The following is a 23566-nucleotide window of genomic DNA, read 5'->3' as shown; positions in this document are numbered from 1 at the left end:
CCCGACGGGTGGGCTCTGACCCCTCAATACAGGTCCGTTGGATCCACATCCAGCGACCAGCGCACCTTGCGTGCTTCCGGCAGCGCATAAAGCTGCGGCACCAGCTGCGCGAGCACGCCATGCAAGGGTGGCCGCTGCGGCGCCGACAGCAGCAGCTGTGTGCGCTGGTAGCCCGCGCGCCGCGGCATCGGCGCCGGCATCGGGCCGTACGCCTCCACCACGTTCTGCTCGCCCAGCAGCTGCCGCGCAGCCAGCAGGAACGCATTGGCGTGCTCGACCTGCTGCGCTTCGGCGCGCATCAGCGCCAGGTGCGCGAATGGCGGGAATTCTGCGGCTTGCCGCTGGTTCAACTCGGCCTGCGCGAACGGGTGGTAGCCACCGCTCACCAGGGTTTCCAGCAGCGGGTGACCCGGGTGATGGGTCTGCAGCCAGACCTCGCCGGGGTCACGTGCGCGCCCGGCGCGACCGGCCACCTGGATCAGCTGCTGCGCGAGTTTCTCACTGGCGCGGAAGTCAGCGGAGAACAGGCCTTCGTCGATGCCCACCACCACCACCAGGGTCAGCTTCGGCAGGTCGTGTCCCTTGGCCAGGATCTGCGTGCCGACCAGGATGCCGGGCTGGTCGCCCAGTTTCGCCAGCTGCTGTTCCAGCGCATCGCGGCGTGAGGTGGTGCCACGGTCGATGCGCACCACCGGGAAATCGGCGAAGGCGGCGGTGAGGTGTTCTTCCAGGCGTTCGGTGCCGATGCCCTGCGGCTGCAGCGCCAGGCTGCCGCAGGCCGGGCATGCCAACGGCGCCGGTTGGCGCGCGCCACAGTGGTGGCACTGCAGGCGTCGGCCGCCGCCATGTACGGTCATCGGCGCATCGCAGCGCTGGCACGGCGCGGTCCAGCCGCAGTCGTGGCACAGCAGCACCGGTGCGTAGCCGCGGCGGTTCTTGAACACCAGCACCTGCTGGCCACGCTGCAGGTGTTCGCCGATGCCGGCCAGCACATCGGCCGAGAGGCCATCGTGCAGCGGCCGCTTGCGTACATCGAGGATGCGCACGCGGGGTGGCCGCGCATCGCCGGCGCGCTGCTTCAGGCGCAAGTGCGTGTAGCGCCCGGCGTAGGCGTTGTGCAGCGTTTCCAGCGAAGGGGTGGCGCTGCCGAGCAGTACCGGAATGCCCAGTGCCTTGGCCCGGACCAGGGCGAAATCGCGCGCGTGGTAACGGATGCCGTCCTGCTGCTTGTAGCTGCCGTCGTGTTCCTCGTCGACGATCAGCAGGCCAGCCTGCGGCAATGGCGTGAACACTGCCGAGCGAGTGCCGACGATGACCCGTGCTTCGCCACGCGAGGCGGCCGCCCAGACGCGCGCGCGCTCGTTGTCGTTCAACCCCGAATGCAAGGCGTGCACGGCGATGCCCAGGCGGCCGCGGAAACGTGCCAGGGTCTGCGGGGTCAGGCCGATTTCCGGCACCAGCACCAGCGCCTGCCTGCCCTGCGCCAGGCAATGGATGATCGCCTGCAGGTAGACCTCGGTCTTGCCGCTGCCGGTCACGCCGTCCAGCAGGAACGGCTGGAAGCCGTCGGCAGCGTTGATCGCAGCCACCGCCCCGGCCTGGTCCGGGTTGAGCGTGGGGCCGGGCAGCGGCTGCGCATGCTGCGGTGCCACCGTCATCGCCACGCGCTCGGCCAGCGCGCGCTTGGCCAGGCTGCGTGCAGCGGTGCGCCAGTCGGCCATGCGTTCGCCGAGCACGTCCTCGTCCACGATCGCCCCGGCCAGCAGCTCGGCCAGCTGCCGCGGACGGCTGCCGGCGCGCAGCTTTTCGCGCTGGGCGTGGCCTTCGGTGGTCAGCTGCCAACCCCAGTGGTGGGTGTCGGGCAGGGCCTCGCCATGGCGCAGCGGGCCGGGCAGGGCGGTGCTCAGCACCTCGCCCAGTGGCGCATGGGTGTAGCGCGCCAGCCACTGCAGGCTCTGCCAGAGTTCGCCCTGCAGCAGCGGCTGCCGGTCGCACCAGGCCAGCGCCTGGCGCAGTCCCTGGCCGTCGCCGGTCTGGCCGTAGCCGGCCACCACGCCGACCAGCTCGCGGTTGCCGAACGGCACCTTCAGGCGGCAGCCGACCGCGGCCGTGGGGCCATCGCCCTCCGGCGACAGGTAGTCGAACAGGCGGGGCAGGGGGACGGGCAGGGCGACCTGCAGGGTCGGAATGGGCGAAAGCATCGGGCCAGTGTAACGGGCCATGCGCGCGCGAATGGCAGGGGGCAGACGTGCCCGGGCGACGACCGTTGAATCATAAATGTCACCTAAATATCGGTGTCCATTGGAGATTCAGGCTTATCCACATGTTCTGTGGATAACGTTGTGCGTTACCGGTCGACGGCAACCCAGGAGGCCGATGGCGACGAGCTCACGCTTGGGTTGGTCAAAAAATCGCCACACTTAAAAGGCATTCAAAATCAACAACTTGAGTGTGAAACATTGCTGAAACAGAGTGAATTCAGCTGCATGCCGCAATTTCCCGCGCGGGGAGCGTGGTGCTGTGCACAACCTGCAGCACGAAGTGGCTGTGGGCGCAAGTCCTACGGGTGCCGATGGGCTGCCGCTATCATGCCGGCAGACCTCTGGAGTGACCGATGACGGCTGTGCCCGCCCCTGTTTCCTCGACCGCGGCCGGCGCGCTGTCGGCGTTCCTGCGTGGCGTCGAACGCCGCGCCCTGGTGGTGGCTGAACTGCAGTGCGGCGATGCCGCGCGTGCCGAGCAGACCCTGGTGGCAGTGATGCGCGCGTTTGCGGCGGTCGCCAGCGACCTGCCGATGGCGCAATGGCCGACCCGTTTCTGGACCCTGCTGGGCCAGCGCCAGGCGCTGCGCGAGCCGGCGGGCGGGCAGTGGGCGCCGTCGTTGGCCGCGTTGGGCGCGATGCCGCCACTTCCACGACTGGCGCTGCTGCTGCGGGTGGGCGGCAGCCTGGACGAGGGCATCGCCATGCGCGTGCTCGACCAGGACGAGGCCGGCTACCAGCACCTGCTGGCCGATGCCTGCCCGCGTGACGCCCAGGGCCGGCCCGATGCCGTGGCCTGGCGCCAGTTGGCCGAGCAGGTACAGGCGCGTGTCCGTGACCTGCCGGCCGCGCGCCTGCAGCAACTGCAGCAGCCGGCCGCACCCACCACCCACAATGAAGCACCGGCCTCCAGCTGGCGCGCACCGCAGCGGGACGAGCGTGCGGCCGCCAACGCCAAGCGCCGTCGGGCGAGTGCCAAGCCGCGCTGGCGCGGTCCGCTGATCCTGTTGGCGACCGTGGCGGTGCTGCTGGCCGCGGCGCTGGGTTGGCGCTACCTGCAGGGACATTCGTTCGGCAGCGATGCACCCTTGCCGGAGGGCGTGGTGGGCGAAGCCGGTCCGGTGACCGTGGAAGCCCTGCCACCGAGCAAGGTCGACGCCACACCGGACGCGGGCCAGGCGCAAGCCAATGATGACGCAGCGATGCTGGCAGACCGCGACTACCCGCTGGTCGCCGATGCCGACCTGTACGCGTGGACTGCCGCGGGCGGCCCGCTGCCGGTGGATGAATCGCAAGCCAAGCCGAGCCGGCCGGAGCCGGCCAGTGCCACGCTGGAAACGGCTGCCGCCGATGAATAAGTCCGTGCTCGCCAGCCTGCTGCTGGCCCTGCCGCTGTCGCTGTCCGCCGCACCGCAGCCGTTGAGCGTGCCGTTGCCGCCACCAGTTCCGGGCAGTTCGCCGGCCACGCCGGCGTCGGCCGCTGCAACAGCACCTGCGGAATTCGCCCAGCTGGATACGCAGCAGCAGCGACAGCGCCGTGCCGACTACGCCGCCTGGCGCGCATTGCCGGAAGCAGAGCGCGAGCGCATCCGTCAGGCGGCTGCGCGCTTCAATTCGCTGCCGGCCGATCAACAGCAGCGCATGCGGCAGCAATTCCAGGCGCAGGATCAGGCGTTCCGCGACGGATGGCGGCTGGGCCCGCAGCTGGGCCTGGAATTCCCCAAGCTGCACGGACTGTTCGGATTCGTGCCACCGGAGCAACGCGAGACCGCGCTGGCCGTGCTGCGCCAGCTCAACCCGGCGCAGCTGGCCCAGCTGGCCCTGGTCGCGCAGCGCACGCCGCCGCAGGAACGCGACACGGTGCGCAGCGCCTTCCTCGCCGTGCCCGCCGCCGAGCGCGACAGCTGGCTGAAGCGCCAGGCCGGCCAGTAGAAAAGGGGACGGAGGGGATTAAGTCGCATCCGGCACTAACGGGCCTGAAACGACTTAATCCCCTCCGTCCCCTTTTTTGTGTGGGGCGGCTGAAACCCAGCATTCACGCCATGTCATGGGAATGCAGGCGCCGCCCGCGTAAGATGGGCGCCCGCAACCCGGTGCCTGTGCCCTTCGCGCGCAACCGCAGTTCGCGTCAAGCACCTTATGTCTACTGCAACCTCCACGCCGCGCTTCAGCAAGGAAGTCGGCGCCACCGGTCTGCTTGCCCTGCCGCTCGTGCTGGGCCATGTGTCCACCGGTCTGATCTCCTTCGTCGACAACGTGATTGCCGGCCACCACGCTACGGCGACCCTTGCCGCAGTCACCATCGGTACGGCGCTGTTGTGGCTGCCGATGCTGATTCCGATCGGCACCCTGATCTCGCTCACCGCCTCGGTGTCGCAGCTGCATGGCGCCGGCCGCGAGCGCGAGATCGGCCCGCTGTTCCGCCAGGCACTGTGGCTGGCGCTGGGGCTGGGGCTGATCATGTTCACCTTCCTCACCGTGGTGCCGCCGCTGCTGCCGGCCTTCGGCATCGCGCCGGACATCGTGCCGGGGGCGACCGCGTTCCTGCATGCGGTGCGCTGGGGTGGCCCGGCGCTGACCCTGTACTTCTGCATGCGTTATCTCAGCGAGGGCATGCACTGGACGCTGCCGACCATGCTGCTCGGCTTCGGTGGCCTGCTGGTGCTGGCACCGATGGGCTACGTGCTGGCCAATGGCAAGCTCGGCTTCCCGGAGTTGGGGGCCGAGGGCCTGGGCATCGCTTCGGCGGTGATGATGTGGCTGCAGGCAACCGCATTCGCCCTGTATCTGTGGCGGACCAAGCGCTTCGCCCATCTGCAGCTGTTCTCGCACTTCGAGGGACCGCGCTGGAAGGCGATCTGGGAGCTGCTGCGCACCGGCCTGCCGATCGGCATCACCGTGCTGATGGAAGGCGGCCTGTTCATCGTCACTGCCTTGCTGATCGGCCGCCTGGGTGCCAATGAAGCGGCGGCACACCAGATCGCGATCAACGTCGCGCAGCTGTGCTTCATGATCCCGATGGGCGTGGCCGAGGCCACCACCGTGCGCGTCGGCCATGCGGTCGGCCGTGGTGACGGCTTCGGCGTGCGGCGTGCGGCCTGGGCCGGCTACGCGATCATCATGGGCACGCAGACGTTGTCAGCGGCGGTGCTGCTGTTCGGCCACGATGCCATCGTCGGTGTGTACACCAACGACCTGGCAGTGGCCGGCCTGGCCTCGACCCTGCTGCTGTACGCGGCCACCTTCCAGTTCCCGGACGGCATCCAGGTGCTGTCGGCGGGTGCGCTGCGCGGCCTCAAGGACACCCGCGTGCCGATGTTCATCGCCATGTTCGCGTACTGGGGCCTGGGCATGCCGCTCGGCGCCGGGCTCGGCCTGGGGCTGGGCATGGGCCCGCAGGGCATGTGGATCGGCCTGATCGTCGGCCTGACCGCCGCTGCCATCCTGATGGGCTGGCGCCTGCGCCGCAGCAGCCAGCGCATCGGGCAGTCCGCGCTGTCCTGATCTTCCTGCCCGCCACGTTCACCCGTGACGGGCGATCCCCTGACTTGTGTCCGATGCTGCATCACGCGGCACCGGCTATGCTGGTACCACGGCAAGAAGCCATCCGGAGCGTTCCATGAATCAACCCGTGCCCCCGCTGCCCCCGGCGCGTCGCAACCCCGTCGCCAGTTTCTTCATCGGGCTGTGGGACGTCATGAACTTCACCCGCCGGTTGATCCTCAACCTGGTGTTCTTCGGCCTGCTGTTCCTGCTGCTGGTGATGTTCGTCATCGCCGCCGGCATGGGCGCCGGTGCCAGCAAGTCACTGCAGGACCGCACCACCCTGGTGATCGCGCCGGAGGGCCGCCTGGTCGAGCAGTTCAGTGCCGATCCGGTCAGCCGCGCACTGGCCAAGGCGGTGGGTGACAACGGTGCCGAAGAGATCCAGCTGCGCGATCTGCTGCGGGTGATCGAGTCGGCCAAGGACGACAAGAAGATCGAGCGCGTGGTGCTGGAGCTGGACAAGCTGCAGCCGTCCGGCTTCGCTTCGCTGCGCGAAGTGGCCGCCGCGCTGCAGGATCTGCGTGCCTCCGGCAAGCAGCTGGTGGCCTACAGCGAGAGCATGGGCCAGTCGCAGTACCTGCTGGCCGCGCAGGCCGACGAGGTCTACCTGGACCCGATGGGTTCGGTCGTGCTCGAAGGCCTCGGCCGCTACCGCCAGTACTTCCGCACCGGCCTGCAGGACAAGCTGGGCGTGGACGTGCACCTGTTCAAGGTGGGCGAGTACAAGTCCGCGGCCGAACCGTACGTGCTCGACGCCGCGTCGCCGGCCTCCAAGGAAGCCGACCTGTTCTGGATGAACGATGTGTGGCAGCGCTATCTGGGCGACATCGCCAAGGCGCGCCGCCTGGATCCGGCGCAGCTGGCTGCCGGCATCGACACGCTGCCGGAAGGCATCGCCGCCGCCGGTGGTGACCTGGCCAAGTTCGCCCTGCAGCAGAAGCTGGTGACCGCGCTGAAGACCCGCGAGGAATTCGAGGATCTGATGATCGAGCGCGGCGTGGCCGACGAAGACGCCGACGGTGGTTTCCGCAACGTCGACTTCGGGCGTTACCTGGCCCTGCTCGACGCCCGTCGCAACCCGGTGGACTCGCGTCCGCAGGTGGCCGTGGTGGTGGCTGCCGGCGAGATCAGCGGTGGCGACCTGCCGGCCGGCCGCATCGGCGGCGAGTCGACCTCAGCGCTGTTGCGCGCCGCGCGCGACGACGACAACGTGAAGGCCGTGGTGCTGCGCGTCGATTCGCCGGGCGGTGAGGTATTCGCCTCCGAGCAGATCCGCCGTGAAGTGGTGGCGCTGCAGGCCGCCGGCAAGCCGGTGGTGGTGTCGATGGGCGACCTGGCTGCCTCCGGTGGCTACTGGATCAGCATGAATGCCGATCGCATCTACGCCGATCCGTCGACCATCACCGGTTCGATCGGCATCTTCGGCATGGTGCCGAACTTCAGCCGCGCGCTGGACAAGATCGGCGTGCACACCGACGGTGTCGGCACCACCCGTTTCGCCGGTGCATTCGATGTCACCCGCCCGATGGATCCGGCCGTGGGCCAGGTCATCCAGTCGGTGATCAACAAGGGCTACGCCGACTTCACCGGCCGCGTCGCCGACGCCCGCAAGAAGCCGGTCGAGGCGGTGGACGAGGTGGCTCGCGGCCGCGTGTGGAGCGGTGCGCAGGCCAAGGAACGGGGCCTGGTCGATGCCTTCGGTGGCCTGAAGGATGCCGTGGCCGACGCTGCCAGCCGTGCCAAGCTGGGCAAGGCCGACGCTTATCGCGTGCGCTACATCGAGAAGGCGGCCACGCCGTTCGCACAGTTCGTCAGCGGTTTCGCCGGCAGCCGCGCCGGTGCCTGGATGCTGTCCGATTCGGGCATGGCGCGGATGATGCTGGCACGCACGATGCCGGAAGTGGACACGCAGCTGCGCTTCGTCGAGAACGCGGCCCGCGAGAAGGGCAATGGCGCACCGGTGAAGGCGCTTGCTTACTGCTTCTGCGGGTTCTGACGGAAGCCATCCACGCAGGGCGTGGAACTACTGGACAGCGAAACGCCCGGCCTTGGCCGGGCGTTCTCGTTCATGGGGTCGGATCCCTTGGCTTCGCAAAGGGCTCTGACCCCATAGGCCACTCGTCATTGCGCCGCGTCGGCCTCGGCCTTGCGCTCGCGTGCGGCGGCTTCATCCACGGCCTTCTGCGCGCCCTTGGCGCGGTCCAGCGGCTCCTGCATCGCACGCGACATCGCTTTGGGCACCGGTGGCTTCTCCGGGTTCGGCGTCGGCGGACGCTGGCAGGCCACCAGCAGCACGATGGCCAGCAGGGACAACGACAGGATCAGGATGCGCATGGCGGTACTCCGCGGTGGGCGTTCGCGCAGTGTCGCATCTCCGGCAACGCCCTGCCGTGAGCGCGTATCCTTGCGGCATCGAAACACAGCGGGCGCGGCCCCGGAGGACACATGACCCAGCAACGGTGGCGCCTGGACGGCCAGACTGCCCTGATTACGGGCGCCAGCGCCGGCATCGGCCTGGCCATCGCGCACGAACTGGCCGGCCTCGGTGCCGACCTGATGATCGTGGGCCGTGACATCGATATGCTGGAGACGGCGCGCGACGAACTGCTGGACGTGTATCCGCAGCACCAGGTGCACGCGCTGGCTGCCGATGTCTCCGATGACGAGGACCGCCGGCAGATCCTGGACTGGGTGGAAGACCACAGCGATGGCCTGCACATCCTGGTCAACAACGCCGGTGGCAACGTCACCAAGGCGGCCACGGAGTATTCCGAGGACGAATGGCGCAAGATCTTCGAGACCAACCTGTTCTCGGCCTTCGAGCTGTCGCGCTACGCGCATCCGCTGCTGGCGCGGCATGCGTCGTCGTCCATCGTCAACGTCGGCAGCGTGTCCGGCCTGACCCACGTGCGCAGTGGCGTGGTCTATGGCATGACCAAGGCCGCGATGCACCAGATGACGCGCAACCTGGCCGTCGAGTGGGCGGAGGATGGCATCCGGGTCAACGCGGTGGCGCCCTGGTACATCCGCACGCGGCGCACGTCCGGTCCGTTGTCGGACCCGGACTACTACGAGGAAGTCATCAATCGCACGCCGATGCGTCGCATCGGCGAGCCGGAGGAAGTGGCTGCCGCGGTAGGCTTCCTGTGCCTGCCGGCGGCCAGCTATGTCACCGGCGAGTGCATCGCAGTGGATGGTGGTTTCCTGCGCTACGGCTTCTGATCATGCGGTGGTAGTGCCGGCCGCTGGCCGGCAACCACGGGATCTTCAGGTGATTGCAGTTGCCGGCCAGCGGCCGGCACTACCGCATGGCAGTCACCCCGGTACCGGGCAGTTGCTGGCCTCCAGCACGCCCTGCAACCGTTCGCGTTCGCCCCGGGCCTTGTCGCGGTTCTCCGGCGAGGCGAACCGCTCGCGGCCACGTGCGTCGCGGAAGCGTTGCTGCCAGCTGCTGCAGCGCTGCGCGTCCGGCAGTTCTTCGCAGCGGTCGCGCACCACTTCGCAGCCTGCAGCGTTGACCGGTGTGGCGCCGCCCAGGCCCTGCACGGTCATCAGTTCGCAGCGGCCGGGGGCAGCCTCGTATTCGTGCAGGTAGCCACCGCCCTGGCTGTCGGTGCACTGGAAGATGGGCGGCAGCGGCGGCTTCGGCGGCGCATTGCTGTCCGGCGCGGCATCGGCCTGGCGTGGCAGCGATGCACTGTCGAGTATCAGATCGCCGCCTTCGCGTTCGACCATGCCGGCTTCCATGATCGTGCGTCCTTCGCCGGGGCGGCGGGGGCTGGGCGCGGAAGCCGGCGGCATACCCGCCGCCGCCGGTTCGGGTGGCGACGGCACAGGGGCCGGCGTGGGCGACGCACTGGCAGCGGCCGGAATCCGCACCACCTGCTGCTTGCTGCCGGCAGGGCAGGGCGTACGTTGCAGGGTGGGCACATCGCTGTTGCTGGAGGTGCAGCGGTAGATCACCCCGTCGTCGGCCACTGCGTTGCCGGCGAACAGGCCCAGGGCCAGCCAGATCAGGTTCTTCATGCGCACAGGGTACATGCCACGGCAGGTGCTGCGCTCAGCGTTCGCAGTCGCGCGACAGGCGCGCGTCGATGCCACGCTGTTCGTTGCTGATGGCGGTGCGTTCACTCTGCAGCGCGCTGTTGTAGCGGCGGTCCAGTTCCCAGCGGCGGTCGCGCAGGCGCGCGCAGACTTCCTGTGGCGGCAGCGCATGGCAGCTGTCGCGGACCAGCACGCTGCCGGCCGGAACCTGCACACCGACACCCACCGCTGGCGGCCGGTAGCCGGTTCCTTCACCGATGGGGGGGCCGACCGGCGTGCCGAAGGCGGGGCGTGGGCCGGGATGGACCGGGCCGTGGTGCCCATGCGGGAGCCAGACGCTGGTCCACAACGGCACCCAGCGCGGATTGCCCTCGTTGTTGTCGCTGGTGTAGCGGCGACCGTCGTCGCTTACGCACTCGTACAACGGTTGTGGTGGCTGGAGGTAGACGTGGCGGACCTCACGATCACGCATCACCGGAACCTCGTCCGGCCGGGCGGGTGCCGCGTCGCTGCGCACCACCCGGGGGGCCGGGTCGCGCGGGCGCTGCAGGTCACGCACTTCCTGCCGGCCACTGCTGCATGGCTTGTCCTGCAGGGCCACGGCGCCGTTGCTGGCGACACAGCGGTACACGCGCACGTCCTCGGCGGCGGGTGCGGTCCATGGCAGCAACAGGCACAGGCCCAGGGCGGTGCGCAGCAGGTTCATGGCGGCAGGGTGCGTGATTGTCCGCGGCAGTGCAATCGTCGGTTCAGGAGCGCAGCACGTTGCCGCTGAGCGCGTCGCGGATCGGGGTTGGCTGGGCCAGGCCGCCGGTCTCGCCGTCGAGGAGGCCATCGAGCAGGCGCAGCAGGCGCGGATCGAGCTCGGCACGGCTGCGGGCCGGTGGTTCACCGGCCAGGTTGGCGCTGGTGGAGACCAGCGGGCCACCCCAGGCGCGGCACAGGGCGGCGACCAGCGGGTGGGCGCTGATGCGCACCGCGATACCGCTGTGTTCGCCGGTGACCCAGGGCTGCGCGTGCGGACCGGCCGGCAGGATCCAGGTGTTGGCGCCCGGCCAGCTGGCCAGCACCGCGCGCTGGCGGGCGTCGGGCAATGCCTGCAGGCGGACCCAGCCCTCCAGCTGCGACAGTTCGGCGGCGACCAGGATCATGCCCTTTTCGATCGGGCGCTGCTTCAGCCGCAGCACCGCGTGCACCGCGGCTTCATGTGACGGATCGCAGCCCAGGCCCCAGACCGCCTCGGTCGGATAGGCAATCACGCCACCGGCGCGGAGCGTGGCGACAGCAGAGTTCAGGGTGAGTTCTTTCATGACGGCGACCGGCCCGGCGTGGGCCTCCATTATCCCCCCGCTGCGTGCAGAAGGGGTGGAACGCACCCACTCGGTAGTGCCGGCCGCTGGCCGGCATCCGACGCTTCCAGGTGTTGCCGGCCAGCGGCCGGCACTGCCCCTCATCCGCGCATGGCGTGAATCTACTTCTTTGCGGCGGTCTTCTTGACGGCCTTCTTCGCCGGTGCCTTCTTTGCGGCAGCTTTCTTCACCGCCTTCTTGGCCGGCGCTTTCCTGGCCGCTGCCTTCTTCGGCGCTGCTTCCTTCTTCACTGCAGCCTTCTTGGCCGGCGCCTTCTTCGCGGCGGCTTTCTTGGCGCCGAAGCCCTTGCGCACCGGCTTGCCGGTTTCTTCCATCAGCTGTTGCACTTCGGCCAGGGTCAGCGAGGCCGGCTCGCGATCCTTGGGGATCTTGCCGTTCATCTTTCCATCGCTGATGTACGGGCCGAAGCGGCCGTTCAGCACCTGGATGTCGCTGCCCTCGAACTCCTTGATGATCCGGTTGCGCGCGATCTCTTCCTTCTCTTCGATCAGGAATACGGCGCGGGCCAGGTCGATGGTGTACGGGTCATCTTCCTTCTTCAGCGAGGCGTAGGTGCTGCCGCGCTTGGCGAACGGGCCGAAGCGGCCGATGCCGACGCTGACCGGCTCACCATTGTCCTCGCCCAGCGCGCGCGGCATCAGGAACAGTTCCAGCGCGTCTTCCAACGAGATGGTGTGCATCGACTGGCCGGGGCGCAACGAGGCGAACTTCGGCTTTTCCTCGGCGTCCTCGGCGGTGCTGCCGATGGCGGCATACGGCCCGAAACGACCCAGCCGCACGCTGACCGGCTTGCCGGTCTTGGGGTCGGTGCCGAGCTCGCGCGCGCCACTGGCCTCGGCGCGGTCGACCGATTCCTTCTTGTCTTCGACCAGTTCCTTGAACGGCTCCCAGAAACGGGCCATCAGCGGGATCCATTCTTCCTCACCGCGCGAGACGGCATCGAGCTCGTCCTCAAGCCTGGCGGTGAAGTCGTAATCCACGTACTGGGTGAAGTGGCTGGACAGGAACTTGGACACCGCGCGGCCCACGTCGGACGGGCGGAAGCTGCGGCCTTCCATTTCCACATACTTGCGGAACAGCAGGGTCTGGATGATCGAAGCGTAGGTCGAGGGACGGCCGATGCCGTACTCTTCCAGCGCCTTCACCAGCGCCGCTTCGGTGTAGCGCGGCGGTGGCTGGGTGAAATGCTGTTCGGCCAGGATGCGTTCCAGCGGGATGCGGTCGCCCGGCTTCATCGCGGGCAGCTTGCGGCCCTCATCTTCGTCCTCGGCGCTCTTGTTGTCCTTGCCTTCCTCGTACACGGCCAGGAAGCCGGGCACGACCACGGTGGTGCCGCTGGCGCGGAACACGTGTTCGCTGCCGGCCGACAGGTCGACGCTGACGGTGTTGAGCGTGGCCGGGATCATCTGGCAGGCCACCGCACGCTTCCAGATCAGCTCGTACAGGCGCCGCTCGTCGTCGGTCAGGAAGCGGGCGACCTGCGACGGCGTGCGCAGGGCCGAGGTCGGGCGCACCGCTTCGTGCGCTTCCTGGGCGTTCTTCGACTTGGTCTGGTAGGTGTTGGGCTGGTCCGGCAGCGAGGCGATGCCGTAGTCGCGGGCGATCACGTCGCGGATTTCCGCCAGCGCGTCCTGCGACAGGTTCACCGAGTCGGTACGCATGTACGAAATCAGGCCGACGGTGCCTTCGTCGCCGATGGCCACGCCCTCATACAGCTTCTGCGCCACCTGCATGGTCTTGCGGGTGGTGAAGCCGAGCTTGCGCGAGGCTTCCTGCTGCAGGGTGGAGGTGGTGAACGGCGGCGCCGGGCGGCGCTTGCGCTCCTTGCTGGCGACGTCGGTAACGTGCAGCGAGCCCTGCGCGGCCTGCTGGATGCGCATGCGCGCCGCTTCAGCGGTGTCGCCATCGGTGACGGTGAACTGCTCGAACTTCTGCCCGTCCAGCTTGACCAGCTTGGCATTGAAGTGCTGGGACGGGTGCGCGCACTCGGCAGCGATCGACCAGTACTCGCGGGCGATGAAGGCTTCGATCTCTTCCTCGCGCTCGACGATCATGCGCAGCGCCGGGCTCTGCACGCGGCCGGCGGACAGGCCGCGCTGCACCTTGCGCCAGAGCACCGGCGACAGGTTGAAGCCGACCAGGTAGTCCAGCGCGCGGCGGGCCTGCTGGGCGTCGACGAGGTCGCTGGCGATCGCACGCGGCTGGCTGATCGCTTCCTTGATGGCGCGCGGGGTGATCTCGGTGAACACCACGCGCTGCATCGGCTTGTCCTTGACCAGCCCGCGCTCCTTCAGGATCTCGGCGATATGCCAGCTGATCGCTTCACCCTCGCGATCCGGGTCGGTTGCCAGCAGGATGTCGTCGGCGCCCTTGGCGGCCTTGGCGATCGCATCGACATGCTTTTCGTTCTTGTCGATCACGTCGTAGTGCATGGCGAACCCGTTGTCCGGGTCGACCGCGCCTTCCTTCGGAATCAGGTCACGCACATGCCCATACGAGGCCAGGACGGTGTAGTCCTTGCCGAGGTATTTGTTGATCGTCTTGGCCTTGGCCGGCGATTCGACGATGAGCAGGTGCTTGGGCATGGCAGCAGTGTCTGTGGGGCGAGCCGCAGGGAAGGGGCCGCTAGGGTGGAGCAAACGGCCGCATTAGTGAAGCGGCCACGGACAAATCAATACGCTGAACGCCCGGTAGTGTGCCGGGCGTTCAGGTTTCACCTTATTAATTAGAGGAATCACGCCCGGCCAGCCCCTGTCAAGCAGCCAGACGTGAGGATGGCCGTTCATGAGGCCATCTTGGCGATGAAGCCGACCGCAGCCACCAGCAGCACCAGGCCCGCCACCGTCAGCAGGCCGGTCAGTACCAGGATCACGATGGTGACCGTACCCAGCTCATGGCGCTGCAGCTGCGGCTGGTCGGTATAGGCCCAGCGGTCGACCACCAGGGTGTCGCAGATCATGTCGTGCAGGCCCTGCTTGCGCTCGGTGAAGGCGGCCATCAGGAAGCCGATGCCCAGGGTGAAGCTGCTCAGCAGCATGGCCCAGTAGCGACCGAAGGCGCGGCCCCGGGTCAGGCGGTCGCCGTTGCTGCGCACGACCTTGATGCCGACCGCCATCTTGCCCAGCGTGGCGCCGCCCTGCGAGGAATGGAACCAGGTGTAGTAGGCCACGCCGATGGCCATGTTGATCAGCGCGCTGGCCAGCTGCGCGACGATTTCGATGGAGGTTTCGCCACTGCCCACCGCGCCCATGCTGGCGCCAAGCACCACGCCGATGATGGCGCCGATGATGCCGCCCGGTACGGCCAGCACGAAGTAGTCGATCATGTAGGCCGCGACGCGCTTCCAGAAGCCGGCGTAGACCACCTCGCCGCCGATCACCGGCCGCGCGCCACCGGCAGCGGTGGCGGCCGGGGCGTTGTAGGGCGAGCTGCTGAGCGCGCCCGTGCCAGGCAGCGGCGCAGTGCCGTTGTCGATGGCGGCGTAGTCGCTGCGCAGGTCGAAGCCGCCACTGGCAGTGGCGGTGCTGGCGTCGGCCAGCGTCTGCAGGCCCAGTTCATCGACCATCTGGCGCAGTGCAGCCCACTGGGCCATGCCTTCGCGCCAGACCAGGGTGTCCAGGTTCAGTTCGCCGCGCTGGAAGCGCTGGCGGATCTCCTGGACCGACAGCGGGCCCTGGCGTTGCTGTCCTACGGCGTAGTACCACTCAGTCATTGCATGTTCCCTGTTGGATCGTCCTTGGAGGTGCTGCCGTGCGCGTGGCTCAGCCGCGGCATGACGTCGGCAGGTACTTGTCGTCGCTTTCACCGCTGCATTCCCAGCGGCCACTGTCGCGATCATATTCCAGCCACAGCAGGTCGCCATCGAGGCTCTTGCCGGGCACGGCCAGTGTTGCTTCGATGCCACAGTGGCCGTTGTTGAAGCGGCCGATGTTCACCGCCGACAGGCCGGCCTGGGTGAAGTCACCCGGGGCCGGGAAACCGGCATCGTTGGCGCCGGGGCAGCGGCCTTCATCGTCGGCGAAGTGCTGCACCTGCTGTTTCAGCGGCTGCAGGGCATTGACCGCGGTCGCGATCCTGGCACGCACGGTGTAGTCGTTGTATGCGGGCAGCGCGATCGCCGCGAGGATGGCCAGGATCGGTACCAGTACCAGCAGCAGGCCGCCGCCGATGATCGCGGTCAGGGCGCAACCGGAGAGCTTCTTCTTCGGCGGCGGCAGGACCCCGGCCGCCGCTTGGGTGGCATAGGGCGTGGACGGCGGCAGCACAGGCGGCTGCGGCGGAGGAGGGGGCACCGGTTCCGGTTCCGGCTCGGGTTGCTGGGCCGGCGCAGCAACGTCCAGTGCCGGCACGATCAGGCCCAGCTCGTCGACAACGGTACGCAACGGCTGCCATTGCGGCAGGCCGTCGCGCCAGACCAGGGTGTCCAGGGAGATCTGGTTGTTTCGGAACAACTCGACCAACTGTTCCGCCGGCAGCGGGCCTTGCTGCCGGTTGCCTTCTGCATGGAACCACTCGCTCACGGGGACGCTCCTGAATGCGCTATGCCCCCAAGTGTACGGTCAGTGAAGGGGTTCTGGCTCGTCCATGAACATCTGCGTCTCCATCCAGGCATAGGCCGCTTCGGAGCCAGGCTGGTTGAACAGCACCATCAGCACGACCCATTTCAGGTCGTCCAGGTCCAGTTCGTCCTGGTCCAGGGCCATCGCCCGGTCCAGCACCAGCTCGCGCTGGTCGGCGTCGAGGATGCCGTGCTGTTCCAGGTACAGCAGGAAGCCGCGGCATTCCACATCCAGCTTGTCCAGCTCGGGGCCATGGTAGATGCGCACGGGGCCGTCGACCCGCGCCTGGGCCACGCTCGGCCGCTGGGCGGCCAGGGCATCGAGCCAGTCGAACGCCTTGTTGATCTCGGTGGGGCTGAAACCGGCCTGGATCAGGCCGTTCTGCAGCGAATCGCGGTCACGGATCAGGTCCGCATCTTCGCTGAAATAGTGTTCAAACAGGTACAGCAGTACATCCAGGATGCTCTCTTTCATTGCCCCTCGGCCTGCGTCGCGCGACGCTGTGGAGGTGAAGAAACTAGGGAGTTCGACAGTAGCGGCCGTGTACGCACACCACGATTCCCGCCAGTTCCATGGCCAGCAGCATGGAGGACACCTGGGACGCCGTCAATCCACAGCGCGTGATCAGTGAATCCATACCGCTTGGGTTGTGGTCCAGGGCTCGCCACAAGCACTGGTAGTCAGGGTCGTCGGCCCAGCGCGCCGGCAGGAGGGCCGGCAGTGCCTGTTCAGTGGGGGTGGCCAGCCGCGATTGCAAGCCCGGCAGCTGCTGGCGAAGGGCGGGGGCGAGCAGTTCCACAACCTCCTCGGGGCGCTCGACCAGCGCCGCGCCCTCGCGGATCAGGCGGTGGCAGCCCGCCGCGCGCGGGTTGAGCACCGATCCGGGCAGGGCACAGACCTCGCGGCCTGCCTCGGCGGCCAGGCGCGCGGTGATCAGCGCTCCCGAACGCTGCGCGGCCTCGACCACCACGGTTGCCAGCGCCAGCCCGGCTACCAGCCGGTTGCGCGCGGGGAAGTGGCCTGGGCGGGCCGCCGTACCCGGCAGGTACTCACTGAGCACCACGCCCTCGGCGGCGATGCGCGCCTGCAGCCGGGCGTGGCTGTCCGGATAGGCGCGGTCAGGGCCCGTGCCGATCACCGCCACGGTGCAGCCACCGGCCTCCAGCGTGGCCTGGTGCGCAGCCGCATCGATGCCTGCGGCCAGGCCGCTGGTCACCGCCAGGCCCGCCTCGACGAAACAGCCGGCAAAACGCGCGGCCAGTGCGCGCCCGCCCGGGGTGGGGGAACGACTGCCGACCAGCGCCACCGACGGGCGCCAAGCCAGGCTGGGGTCTCCGGCGACGAACAGCGCCAGCGGCGGGTTGGGCACCTCCAGCAACGAGGGTGGAAAGGCCGGATCGGTGCAGGGCAGCAGGTGATGGTTGTCCTGTTCCAGCCAGCGCAGGGCGGATGCACAAGCCCGGGCGTCGGGACGTTCCAGCGCGGCGCATTGCTCCGGCGTGCAGCCGTGCGCGCGCCAGTTCGCCGGGCCTTGCGCGATGGCGGCTTGCGCACCGCCCGCGGCCTGCAGCAGGGCCCGTCGTGGCGCCAGTGCGCCTCCCGCCATCAACAGGCGCAGCAGCGCCTCATATGCATGCGTGGTCATCCCCCACTATCGGCCGCACGCAACAAAGGCGCCCTAGGGCGCCTTCGCACGTGATCGTCAGGTTTTCCCGCAGACGCCTGCCGGGCAGCAACCGGCAGGCCCGGCAACGGTTACTTTGCGTCCGGGTGCAGCGCGTTGTAACCCACCTGTACCGGCTTCACGCCCTGCATCACCAGCGCGTAGCTGACGTTGTCGAAGGTACGGAACACCATCGCGTGCGCGGCATACTCGTCCGGCAGCGAGACCCGGCCCGCGCCGGTGCTGAGCGAGTCGTCCATGCGCGAGGAGCCCGGGTACTTCATGCGGTGCGCCACATGGCGGCCCGGGCGCCACAGCGAGAACACGGTACCGTTGTCCACGCCCTGGGCACGGCCGGCCGAGATCGCGATCACGTCGCGCGGGCCACCGGCGTTGAACATGTCGGTGACGGCCAGCACGCGCACGTCCACACCCTCGACACCGGCAGCGGGTACATGAGGGATGAACTGCAGGTCGTACGGCTTGGCTTCGACCGGCACCAGGCGGTCACCGGCGCGCACTTCGCGGCCGCCGTCGTTCTTGTCCAGCACCAGCGTGGAGGCCTCGACCTTGCCGCCGGCAATCTGGGTGATGGTGCCGGTAGCGACCTGGGCCAGCTCGTAGCCGAGCACGCCACGGCGGGCGTTGGGCGCGTTGTAGGCCTTCCACAGGTTGCCGCTGCCCGGGGTCACGTCGCCATTGGCGGTCAGGTCTTCGGTCGGCTTGGGCTGGGCGTACCGCACGGTCGGGCGTACCACGGCCCAGCGCTGGCCCACCTGGGCATCGGCCAGGCGCACGTAGACGGTGTCACCGCCGGACACGCGCAGGCGGCTGTCCTCCAGGCCGACCACGTAGGGCAGCTGCTTGATGCTGTCGACAACGCTCAGCTGCTTCAAGAACGGCTCGACCTGGGCCAGCGGAATGGCGTCGATCGGGGCCTCCTGGCGCGGGCCGGCCTGGGACACGGTCACCCGGTCCAGGTAGGCCAGGCTCAGCACGTCACCTGGATAGATCAGGTGCGGGTTGGCGATCTGCGGATTGGCTTGCCAGATCTCCGGCCACAGCCAAGGCTTCTGCAGGAAACGTGCGGCGATATCCCACAACGTATCCCCTTTTCGGACCACATAGGTGTCCGGGTGCCCGCCATTCACTTCCACGGCGGTAGCATAGGCAGCCACGGTCAGCATCGCCGCGGCGACGACCGTACGAAAACGAAGCAACATAGGTGTGAAGCCCTGATTCCCCAACAGGTCCACGCACTATAGTCCAGAAACCGGGGCGCAAGGCAAGCGTTGGAGCTAGAATCTGCGACGTATGCCGGCGTGCCGGCCCCCTATCCGGAAACAGCCATGGCCCTTCTCCCCATTCTCGAGTTCCCCGATCCGCGCCTGCGTACCAAGGCTGCGTTGATCGACGCCGCCGAAGTCACCACGCCGGCCTTCCAGGAACTGATCGACAACATGTTCCAGACCATGTACGACGCCCCGGGCATCGGCCTGGCGGCCACCCAGGTGGACGTGCACAAGCGCTTCATGGTCATCGATGTCAGCGAAGAAAAGAATGAACCGCATGTGTTCATCAACCCGGAAATTGTCGCCAGGGACGGGGGCCGGGTGTACCAGGAGGGCTGCCTGTCGGTCCCGGGCATCTTCGCCGACGTCACCCGCGCCGACACCATCACCGTGAAGTACCTGGACCGCAACGGCCAGGAACAGCAGCTGGAGGCGGGTGAAGTACTGGCCACCTGCATCCAGCACGAGATGGACCACCTGGACGGCAAGCTGTTCATCGACTACCTGTCGCCGCTCAAGCGCGAGATGGTCCGCAAGAAGCTGGCCAAGCAGCGCAAGCACGTGGCGTGATCGCCCATCCGGGCCGCCCTTCGGGTGGCCCGTGCCTGCGCGACGCGCGCGGGCTGCACGGCGCCGGCCGACGGCGCCGTTTTCTTTCCTGCACGAATCCATCCTGCAAGTGGGGTAGCCATGAGGATTGTCTTTGCCGGTACGCCGGAATTCGCGGTGTCGTCGCGGGGGGGGGGGGTGGCGGCCCGCCCCCCCCCCCCCCCCCACCACGAGGTCGTGGCCGTCTATACCCAGCCTGACCGGCCGGCAGGCCGTGGCCGTGGCCTGGCACCGTCGCCGGTCAAGCTCGAGGCCGTGGCCCGTGGCATTCCGGTCTACCAGCCCGAATCACTGAAGGACGAGGCTGCACAGCAGCAGCTGCGCGACCTGCAGCCGGACCTGATGGTGGTGGTGGCCTACGGTCTGCTCCTGCCCAAGGCGGTACTGGCGATCCCGACCCACGGCTGCTGGAACGTGCATGCCTCGCTGCTGCCACGCTGGCGCGGTGCTGCGCCGATCCAGCGCGCGATCCAGGCCGGTGACGCAAAGACCGGTGTGTGCCTGATGCAGATGGAAGCGGGCCTGGATACCGGCCCGGTGCTGCTGCACCAGGAACTGCCGATCGCTGCCACCGATACCGGTGGCCAGCTGCATGACAAGCTGGCCGAGCTGGGTGCACAGGTCCTGTCCGACGGCCTGGGCCTGCTGCGGGCCGGCATCAAGCCGATCGCGCGGCCGCAGCCGGAGCAGGGCGTGACCTATGCGCACAAGCTGGACAAGGCCGAAGCCCGTCTGGACTGGGCGCAGGGCGCCGATGTGCTGGCGCGTACCGTGCGTGCCTTCAATCCGTGGCCGATCGCCGAAGCGACGCTGGCTGGCGAACGCGTGCGCATCCATGGCGCGGTGGCGCTGGATGCGGCCCACGGCCAAGCGCCGGGCACGGTGCTGGCGGCCAGCCGCGATGGCATCGACATCGCCTGTGGCCAGGGTGCACTGCGCTTGCGTACGCTGCAGCGCGAAGGCGGCAAGGCGATCACCGCCGCCGACTACCTCAACGCCCGCCGTGATCTGCGCGTGGGAGCATAAGCGGTGTCGAAGCAGAACGATTTCTCCGTGGCCAAGGCGGCGCCGGGCGCGGCCACGCGCATGCTGGCCGCGCGTGTGCTGGCACAGGTGTTCACCCGTGGCCGTTCATTGAAGGCCGAACTGGCCTGGGCGCTGCCGAAGCTGGCCGACAGCCGCGATCGTGCCTTGCTGGAAGCGCTGTGCTTTGCGGTGCTGCGTCGCCGCAGTACCTATGACGCTGCCTTGCAGTCGTGGATGCAGAAGCCGCTGTCGGCGCGCGACGCCGACCTGCGCACCCTGTTGATGGTGGGCTTCGCCCAGCTGGACGTGCTGGAACTGCCGGCGCATGCGGCGCTGTCGGCCACGGTCGATGCCGCGCGTGCGCTGGGCCGTGAGCGCCAGGCCGGCCTGGTCAACGCGATCCTGCGCCGCGCGCAGCGCGAAGGTTTCCCGGAGCAGCCGGCGCGCGATGCCTTCCCGGAATGGCTGGCCGATGCGGTGGAACGCGATTGGCCGGCACAGGCCGAGGCGATCTTCAGCGCCAGCCTGCAACCGGCACCGTTGTGGCTGCGTGCCAACCGCCAGCACGGTGGCCGTGACAAGGCACTGGCGGCACTGGCCGAGGCGGGCATTGCCGCCGAACCCAGCGCGCTCTGCGCCGATGCATTGCGCCTGGCGGCCCCCGTTGCGGTGAACCAGCTGCCGGGTTTTGCCGACGGTGCACTGTCGGTACAGGACCTGTCGGCGCAATGCGCAGCCGACGCGCTGGCGCCCGCGACCGGCGCCCGCGTGCTGGACGCCTGTGCGGCGCCCGGTGGCAAGTCGGCGCACCTGCTGGAACGTGACCCCAGTCTGCGCCTGCTGGCGCTCGATATCGATGCGCGTCGCCTCGCGCGCGCCCGCGATACCTACACCCGCACCGGTGTGGGCGAGGGCGCGCAGACCCGGGTGGCCGATGCCAGCGATCCCGGGGCCTGGTGGGACGGCACGCCGTTCGACGCCATCCTGCTGGATGCCCCGTGCTCGGCCACCGGCGTGATCCGCCGCCAGCCGGACGTGATGTTCCACCGCCGCGCCGAGGACATCGATGCGCTGGTCGGCGTGCAGGCCCGCCTGCTGGAGGCCTGCTGGTCGATGCTGCGCCCGGGAGGCGTGCTGCTGTACGCCACCTGTTCGATCCTGCGCGCCGAGAACGTCGACCAGGTGCGAGCCTTCCTGAAGTGGCATCCGGACGCAGCGGCACAGCCTCTGGATGACACATTCGGCCTCGATTGCGAGGGGATTGCGCGCCAGCGCCTGCCGGGTGACAACGATGCTGACGGTTTCTTTTACGCGCGTCTGCTAAAAACAGCCTGACCCCGCTGACGTTCCGAGTCCCATGCTGAAATCCCGCGCGTCGCGCGAGACGTGGTTGTTCGTGGTGATGGCCCTGCTGGTGCTGGGGGCCGGGCTGGGCCTTCGTGATCCGTGGCCGTCGGACGAACCGCGCTTCGCGCTGGTGGCCAAGCAGATGTTCGACAGCGGGCAGTGGCTGTTCCCGCATCGCGGCACCGAGCTGTACTCGGACAAGCCGCCGATGCTGATGTGGTGGCAGGCCACGCTGTACAGCCTGGTCGGGCACTGGCGCGTGGCCTTCCTGCTGCCGTCGCTGCTGGCGGCCCTGGGCACGCTGTGGTGCGTGGTCGACCTGGGGCGGCGCCTGTGGACGCGGCGGGTGGGGCTGTATGCCGGCTGGGCGCTGCTGTTCGCGCTGCAGTTCACCTTCCAGGCGAAGAAGGCGCAGATCGACCCACTGCTGCTGCTGTTCATCACCCTGGCCAACTACGGCCTGCTGCGCCACCTTCTGCTGGGACCCAGCTGGCGCTGGTGGTGGCTGGGCTGGTTCTTTGCTGGCATCGGCGTGATCACCAAGGGCGTGGGGATGCTGGCGCTGCTGATGCTCGTGCCTGCGGCGATCGCCGCGGCGCTGCAGTGGCCACGGGTGGGACTGCATGCGCGCGACGCGCGTTTCTGGCTGGCACCGCTGGCCTTCCTGCTTGCGGTGTCGTTGTGGCTGGCGCCGATGCTGCTGGCCGGCTTTGCCACCGGCTCGGATGAGTACCGGGCCTACATGGACGACATCCTGTTCCAGCAGACGGCGCGGCGCTACGCCCATTCCTGGGACCATCACCAGCCTGCCTGGTACTTCCTGGCGACGATGCCGCTGATGTGGATCCCGGCGTTCCTGGCCCTGCCCTGGGCGATTCCGGCGTGGCGCCGCCGGCTTCGCCGCCGCGACCCGCGCTACCTGCTGCCGCTGGCCTGGTGGCTGATGGTGGTGCTGTTCTTCTCGATTCCCGCCGGCAAGCGCGATGTGTACATCCTGCCGGCACTGCCGATGTTCTGCCTGGTGCTGGCGCCGCTGTTGCCTGGATTGCTGAGGCGGCGCGATGTGCAGGCCGTGGTGGGGGTGTTCACCGGCCTGCTGTCACTGGGCCTGGCCCTGGCCGGTGCGATGGCGGTGCTGGGCGAGCCGGCCTTCGAGCTGCGCCTGACCCACAGCCGCGGGCTGGCGCTCGGCGCCGTCGACGCACTGGCCTGGACAATCCTGGCGATGGGCGTGTGGGGCGGATTGAGCCTGCTGGCCTGCGGCCGTCGCCGGCATCTGGCGCTGGTGTCGACCCTGGCGATGGTCTGGGTGCTGTACAGCCTGGTCGGCTATCCGCTGCTGAACGATTCCAGTTCCGCCCGCGGCCTGATGCGCACGGTTGGCAGCCGTCTGGGCCCGGATGCCGAATTGGGGCTGGTGGCCTGGAAGGAGCAGCATCTGCTGCTGGCCGACCGTCCTGCAGCGACCTTCGGTTTCGAGACGGACTGGGACGAGCAGCTGATTGCGGCCACGCGCTGGCAGCGGCTGGCGCCCGGACGCCGCTGGTTGCTGGTGCACGAATACGCGATGCTGTCGTGCGTCGACCGCAACCGTTCTGAACTGGCCGGCGTGGCCAACCGGCGGCGCTGGTGGCTGGTGCCGGCAGCAGCGGTGAAGGTGCCCTGCGTGGTCACTGCAGAGGAGCGCGAACGTGAACGGCGTTTGCAGGAACATGACTAGTCACCACGATTCCGGCTTGTCCAGTCTGCCCAAGCGGGCCCAAAGGCAGTAAAACAGCAGGCTGGGACGGCCCCCGTTGGTCCTTCCCGTTCTTCCCGCAGATTGCAGCGATACTTCCCGACGTGCCAG

The 23566-nt window shown here is 68.5% G+C and carries 20 protein-coding genes; 9 read left to right on the top strand and 11 right to left on the bottom strand.

All coding sequences use genetic code 11. The annotated features are described in order from the left end of the window. Positions 1-23: 23 nt before the first annotated feature. Positions 24-2201 carry a primosomal protein N' gene (locus tag ACM0PY_RS09150; RefSeq protein ID WP_180885487.1) on the bottom strand — a complete coding sequence of 726 codons (2178 nt, stop codon included), beginning with the start codon at positions 2199-2201 and terminating at the stop codon, positions 24-26. Positions 2202-2614: 413 nt separating this feature from the next. Here ACM0PY_RS09150 and ACM0PY_RS09145 point away from each other — a divergent pair, with 413 nt between their 5' ends. From ACM0PY_RS09145 to sppA, 4 genes are all read left to right on the top strand, one after another. Then, on the top strand, positions 2615-3619 hold the full coding sequence (locus ACM0PY_RS09145) for a hypothetical protein (protein ID WP_088496608.1): 1005 nt from the start codon (positions 2615-2617) through the stop codon (positions 3617-3619). Next, positions 3612-4193, top strand: coding sequence for a DUF3106 domain-containing protein (locus ACM0PY_RS09140; RefSeq protein ID WP_072167263.1), 582 nt, complete (start codon positions 3612-3614; stop codon positions 4191-4193). The genes ACM0PY_RS09145 and ACM0PY_RS09140 overlap by 8 nt, the downstream gene beginning before the upstream one ends. A 207-nt stretch (positions 4194-4400) precedes the next feature. Continuing rightward, positions 4401-5765, top strand: coding sequence for an MATE family efflux transporter (locus ACM0PY_RS09135; RefSeq protein ID WP_005419642.1), 1365 nt, complete (start codon positions 4401-4403; stop codon positions 5763-5765). A gap of 115 nt (positions 5766-5880) precedes the next feature. Beyond that, positions 5881-7803, top strand: coding sequence for a signal peptide peptidase SppA (sppA, locus tag ACM0PY_RS09130; protein ID WP_061478137.1), 1923 nt, complete (start codon positions 5881-5883; stop codon positions 7801-7803). 125 nt (positions 7804-7928) lie between these two features. Here sppA and ACM0PY_RS09125 read toward each other — a convergent pair whose 3' ends face one another. Continuing rightward, entirely contained in the window at positions 7929-8141 is a 213-nt protein-coding gene (locus tag ACM0PY_RS09125) for a hypothetical protein (protein WP_049411884.1), read from the bottom strand. Positions 8142-8252: 111 nt separating this feature from the next. Between ACM0PY_RS09125 and ACM0PY_RS09120 the strand changes: the two genes are divergently transcribed. Continuing rightward, positions 8253-9029 (top strand): SDR family oxidoreductase, encoded by a 777-nt coding sequence (locus tag ACM0PY_RS09120; RefSeq protein ID WP_014038643.1) that lies wholly within the window; start codon positions 8253-8255, stop codon positions 9027-9029. Between the two features lie 93 nt (positions 9030-9122). Here the strand turns inward: ACM0PY_RS09120 and ACM0PY_RS09115 are convergent, their stop codons facing one another. The 9 genes from ACM0PY_RS09115 to ACM0PY_RS09075 all read right to left on the bottom strand — a co-directional run bounded on the left by ACM0PY_RS09115 (position 9123) and on the right by ACM0PY_RS09075 (position 18666). Beyond that, the gene (locus ACM0PY_RS09115; protein WP_180885453.1) at positions 9123-9833 is read right to left on the bottom strand and encodes a hypothetical protein; all 711 of its coding nucleotides are present in this window, start codon (positions 9831-9833) and stop codon (positions 9123-9125) included. Positions 9834-9867: 34 nt separating this feature from the next. After that, positions 9868-10557, bottom strand: a complete 690-nt coding sequence (locus ACM0PY_RS09110) for a hypothetical protein (RefSeq protein ID WP_049438508.1) — start codon at positions 10555-10557, stop codon at positions 9868-9870. A 43-nt stretch (positions 10558-10600) separates the two neighbouring features. Beyond that, on the bottom strand, positions 10601-11191 hold the full coding sequence (gene tsaC / locus ACM0PY_RS09105; RefSeq protein ID WP_005419629.1) for an L-threonylcarbamoyladenylate synthase type 1 TsaC: 591 nt from the start codon (positions 11189-11191) through the stop codon (positions 10601-10603). Positions 11192-11322: 131 nt separating this feature from the next. Continuing rightward, complete coding sequence (locus ACM0PY_RS09100) at positions 11323-13806, bottom strand: DNA topoisomerase I (RefSeq protein WP_111175351.1); 2484 nt, start codon at positions 13804-13806, stop codon at positions 11323-11325. A 197-nt stretch (positions 13807-14003) separates the two neighbouring features. After that, positions 14004-14933, bottom strand: a complete 930-nt coding sequence (locus ACM0PY_RS09095) for an RDD family protein (protein ID WP_111200424.1) — start codon at positions 14931-14933, stop codon at positions 14004-14006. A gap of 49 nt (positions 14934-14982) precedes the next feature. Further along, positions 14983-15741: a pilin gene (locus ACM0PY_RS09090; RefSeq protein ID WP_111200423.1), complete on the bottom strand. Its 759-nt coding sequence runs from the start codon at positions 15739-15741 to the stop codon at positions 14983-14985. A 39-nt stretch (positions 15742-15780) separates the two neighbouring features. After that, positions 15781-16254 (bottom strand): DUF494 family protein, encoded by a 474-nt coding sequence (locus ACM0PY_RS09085; RefSeq protein ID WP_005419622.1) that lies wholly within the window; start codon positions 16252-16254, stop codon positions 15781-15783. A gap of 43 nt (positions 16255-16297) precedes the next feature. Further along, positions 16298-17425, bottom strand: a complete 1128-nt coding sequence (gene dprA, locus ACM0PY_RS09080; RefSeq protein ID WP_180885133.1) for a DNA-processing protein DprA — start codon at positions 17423-17425, stop codon at positions 16298-16300. Between the two features lie 110 nt (positions 17426-17535). Next, on the bottom strand, positions 17536-18666 hold the full coding sequence (locus tag ACM0PY_RS09075; protein ID WP_072167258.1) for a LysM peptidoglycan-binding domain-containing protein: 1131 nt from the start codon (positions 18664-18666) through the stop codon (positions 17536-17538). A gap of 126 nt (positions 18667-18792) precedes the next feature. On the opposite strand from ACM0PY_RS09075, the gene def reads away from it, so the two are divergent. The 4 genes from def (at position 18793) to ACM0PY_RS09055 (ending at position 23437) form a co-directional block, all read left to right on the top strand. Then, positions 18793-19305 carry a peptide deformylase gene (def, locus tag ACM0PY_RS09070; protein ID WP_005419619.1) on the top strand — a complete coding sequence of 171 codons (513 nt, stop codon included), beginning with the start codon at positions 18793-18795 and terminating at the stop codon, positions 19303-19305. Between the two features lie 120 nt (positions 19306-19425). Further along, a complete protein-coding gene (gene fmt / locus ACM0PY_RS09065) occupies positions 19426-20370 on the top strand; it encodes a methionyl-tRNA formyltransferase (protein WP_495493255.1) in 945 nt (314 codons plus the stop codon). Positions 20371-20373: 3 nt separating this feature from the next. Further along, positions 20374-21705 carry a 16S rRNA (cytosine(967)-C(5))-methyltransferase RsmB gene (gene rsmB, locus ACM0PY_RS09060; RefSeq protein ID WP_061478129.1) on the top strand — a complete coding sequence of 444 codons (1332 nt, stop codon included), beginning with the start codon at positions 20374-20376 and terminating at the stop codon, positions 21703-21705. Positions 21706-21727: 22 nt separating this feature from the next. Continuing rightward, a complete protein-coding gene (locus ACM0PY_RS09055) occupies positions 21728-23437 on the top strand; it encodes an ArnT family glycosyltransferase (protein ID WP_180885131.1) in 1710 nt (569 codons plus the stop codon). Positions 23438-23566: the final 129 nt, after the last annotated feature.

It is taken from the genome of Stenotrophomonas sp. BR163 (assembly GCF_047520985.2).
Taxonomy (GTDB): domain Bacteria; phylum Pseudomonadota; class Gammaproteobacteria; order Xanthomonadales; family Xanthomonadaceae; genus Stenotrophomonas; species Stenotrophomonas sepilia.
The sequence above is the reverse complement of the archived record's forward strand: the minus strand, read 5'-3'. Positions and strand labels throughout refer to the sequence as shown.

What these genes read in the sequence shown, in the direction of transcription:
- ACM0PY_RS09075 (WP_072167258.1), bottom strand. Translation starts at nt 18,666, where the DNA reads ATGTTGCTTCGTTTTCGTACGGTCGTCGCCGCGGCGATGCTGACCGTG.
- ACM0PY_RS09120 (WP_014038643.1), top strand. Translation starts at nt 8,253, where the DNA reads ATGACCCAGCAACGGTGGCGCCTGGACGGCCAGACTGCCCTGATTACG.
- fmt (WP_495493255.1), top strand. Translation starts at nt 19,426, where the DNA reads ATGAGGATTGTCTTTGCCGGTACGCCGGAATTCGCGGTGTCGTCGCGG.
- ACM0PY_RS09085 (WP_005419622.1), bottom strand. Translation starts at nt 16,254, where the DNA reads ATGAAAGAGAGCATCCTGGATGTACTGCTGTACCTGTTTGAACACTAT.
- tsaC (WP_005419629.1), bottom strand. Translation starts at nt 11,191, where the DNA reads ATGGAGGCCCACGCCGGGCCGGTCGCCGTCATGAAAGAACTCACCCTG.
- ACM0PY_RS09115 (WP_180885453.1), bottom strand. Translation starts at nt 9,833, where the DNA reads ATGAAGAACCTGATCTGGCTGGCCCTGGGCCTGTTCGCCGGCAACGCA.
- ACM0PY_RS09135 (WP_005419642.1), top strand. Translation starts at nt 4,401, where the DNA reads ATGTCTACTGCAACCTCCACGCCGCGCTTCAGCAAGGAAGTCGGCGCC.
- sppA (WP_061478137.1), top strand. Translation starts at nt 5,881, where the DNA reads ATGAATCAACCCGTGCCCCCGCTGCCCCCGGCGCGTCGCAACCCCGTC.
- ACM0PY_RS09095 (WP_111200424.1), bottom strand. Translation starts at nt 14,933, where the DNA reads ATGACTGAGTGGTACTACGCCGTAGGACAGCAACGCCAGGGCCCGCTG.
- ACM0PY_RS09100 (WP_111175351.1), bottom strand. Translation starts at nt 13,806, where the DNA reads ATGCCCAAGCACCTGCTCATCGTCGAATCGCCGGCCAAGGCCAAGACG.
- ACM0PY_RS09145 (WP_088496608.1), top strand. Translation starts at nt 2,615, where the DNA reads ATGACGGCTGTGCCCGCCCCTGTTTCCTCGACCGCGGCCGGCGCGCTG.
- dprA (WP_180885133.1), bottom strand. Translation starts at nt 17,425, where the DNA reads ATGACCACGCATGCATATGAGGCGCTGCTGCGCCTGTTGATGGCGGGA.
- ACM0PY_RS09110 (WP_049438508.1), bottom strand. Translation starts at nt 10,557, where the DNA reads ATGAACCTGCTGCGCACCGCCCTGGGCCTGTGCCTGTTGCTGCCATGG.
- ACM0PY_RS09150 (WP_180885487.1), bottom strand. Translation starts at nt 2,201, where the DNA reads ATGCTTTCGCCCATTCCGACCCTGCAGGTCGCCCTGCCCGTCCCCCTG.
- ACM0PY_RS09125 (WP_049411884.1), bottom strand. Translation starts at nt 8,141, where the DNA reads ATGCGCATCCTGATCCTGTCGTTGTCCCTGCTGGCCATCGTGCTGCTG.
- ACM0PY_RS09140 (WP_072167263.1), top strand. Translation starts at nt 3,612, where the DNA reads ATGAATAAGTCCGTGCTCGCCAGCCTGCTGCTGGCCCTGCCGCTGTCG.
- def (WP_005419619.1), top strand. Translation starts at nt 18,793, where the DNA reads ATGGCCCTTCTCCCCATTCTCGAGTTCCCCGATCCGCGCCTGCGTACC.
- ACM0PY_RS09055 (WP_180885131.1), top strand. Translation starts at nt 21,728, where the DNA reads ATGCTGAAATCCCGCGCGTCGCGCGAGACGTGGTTGTTCGTGGTGATG.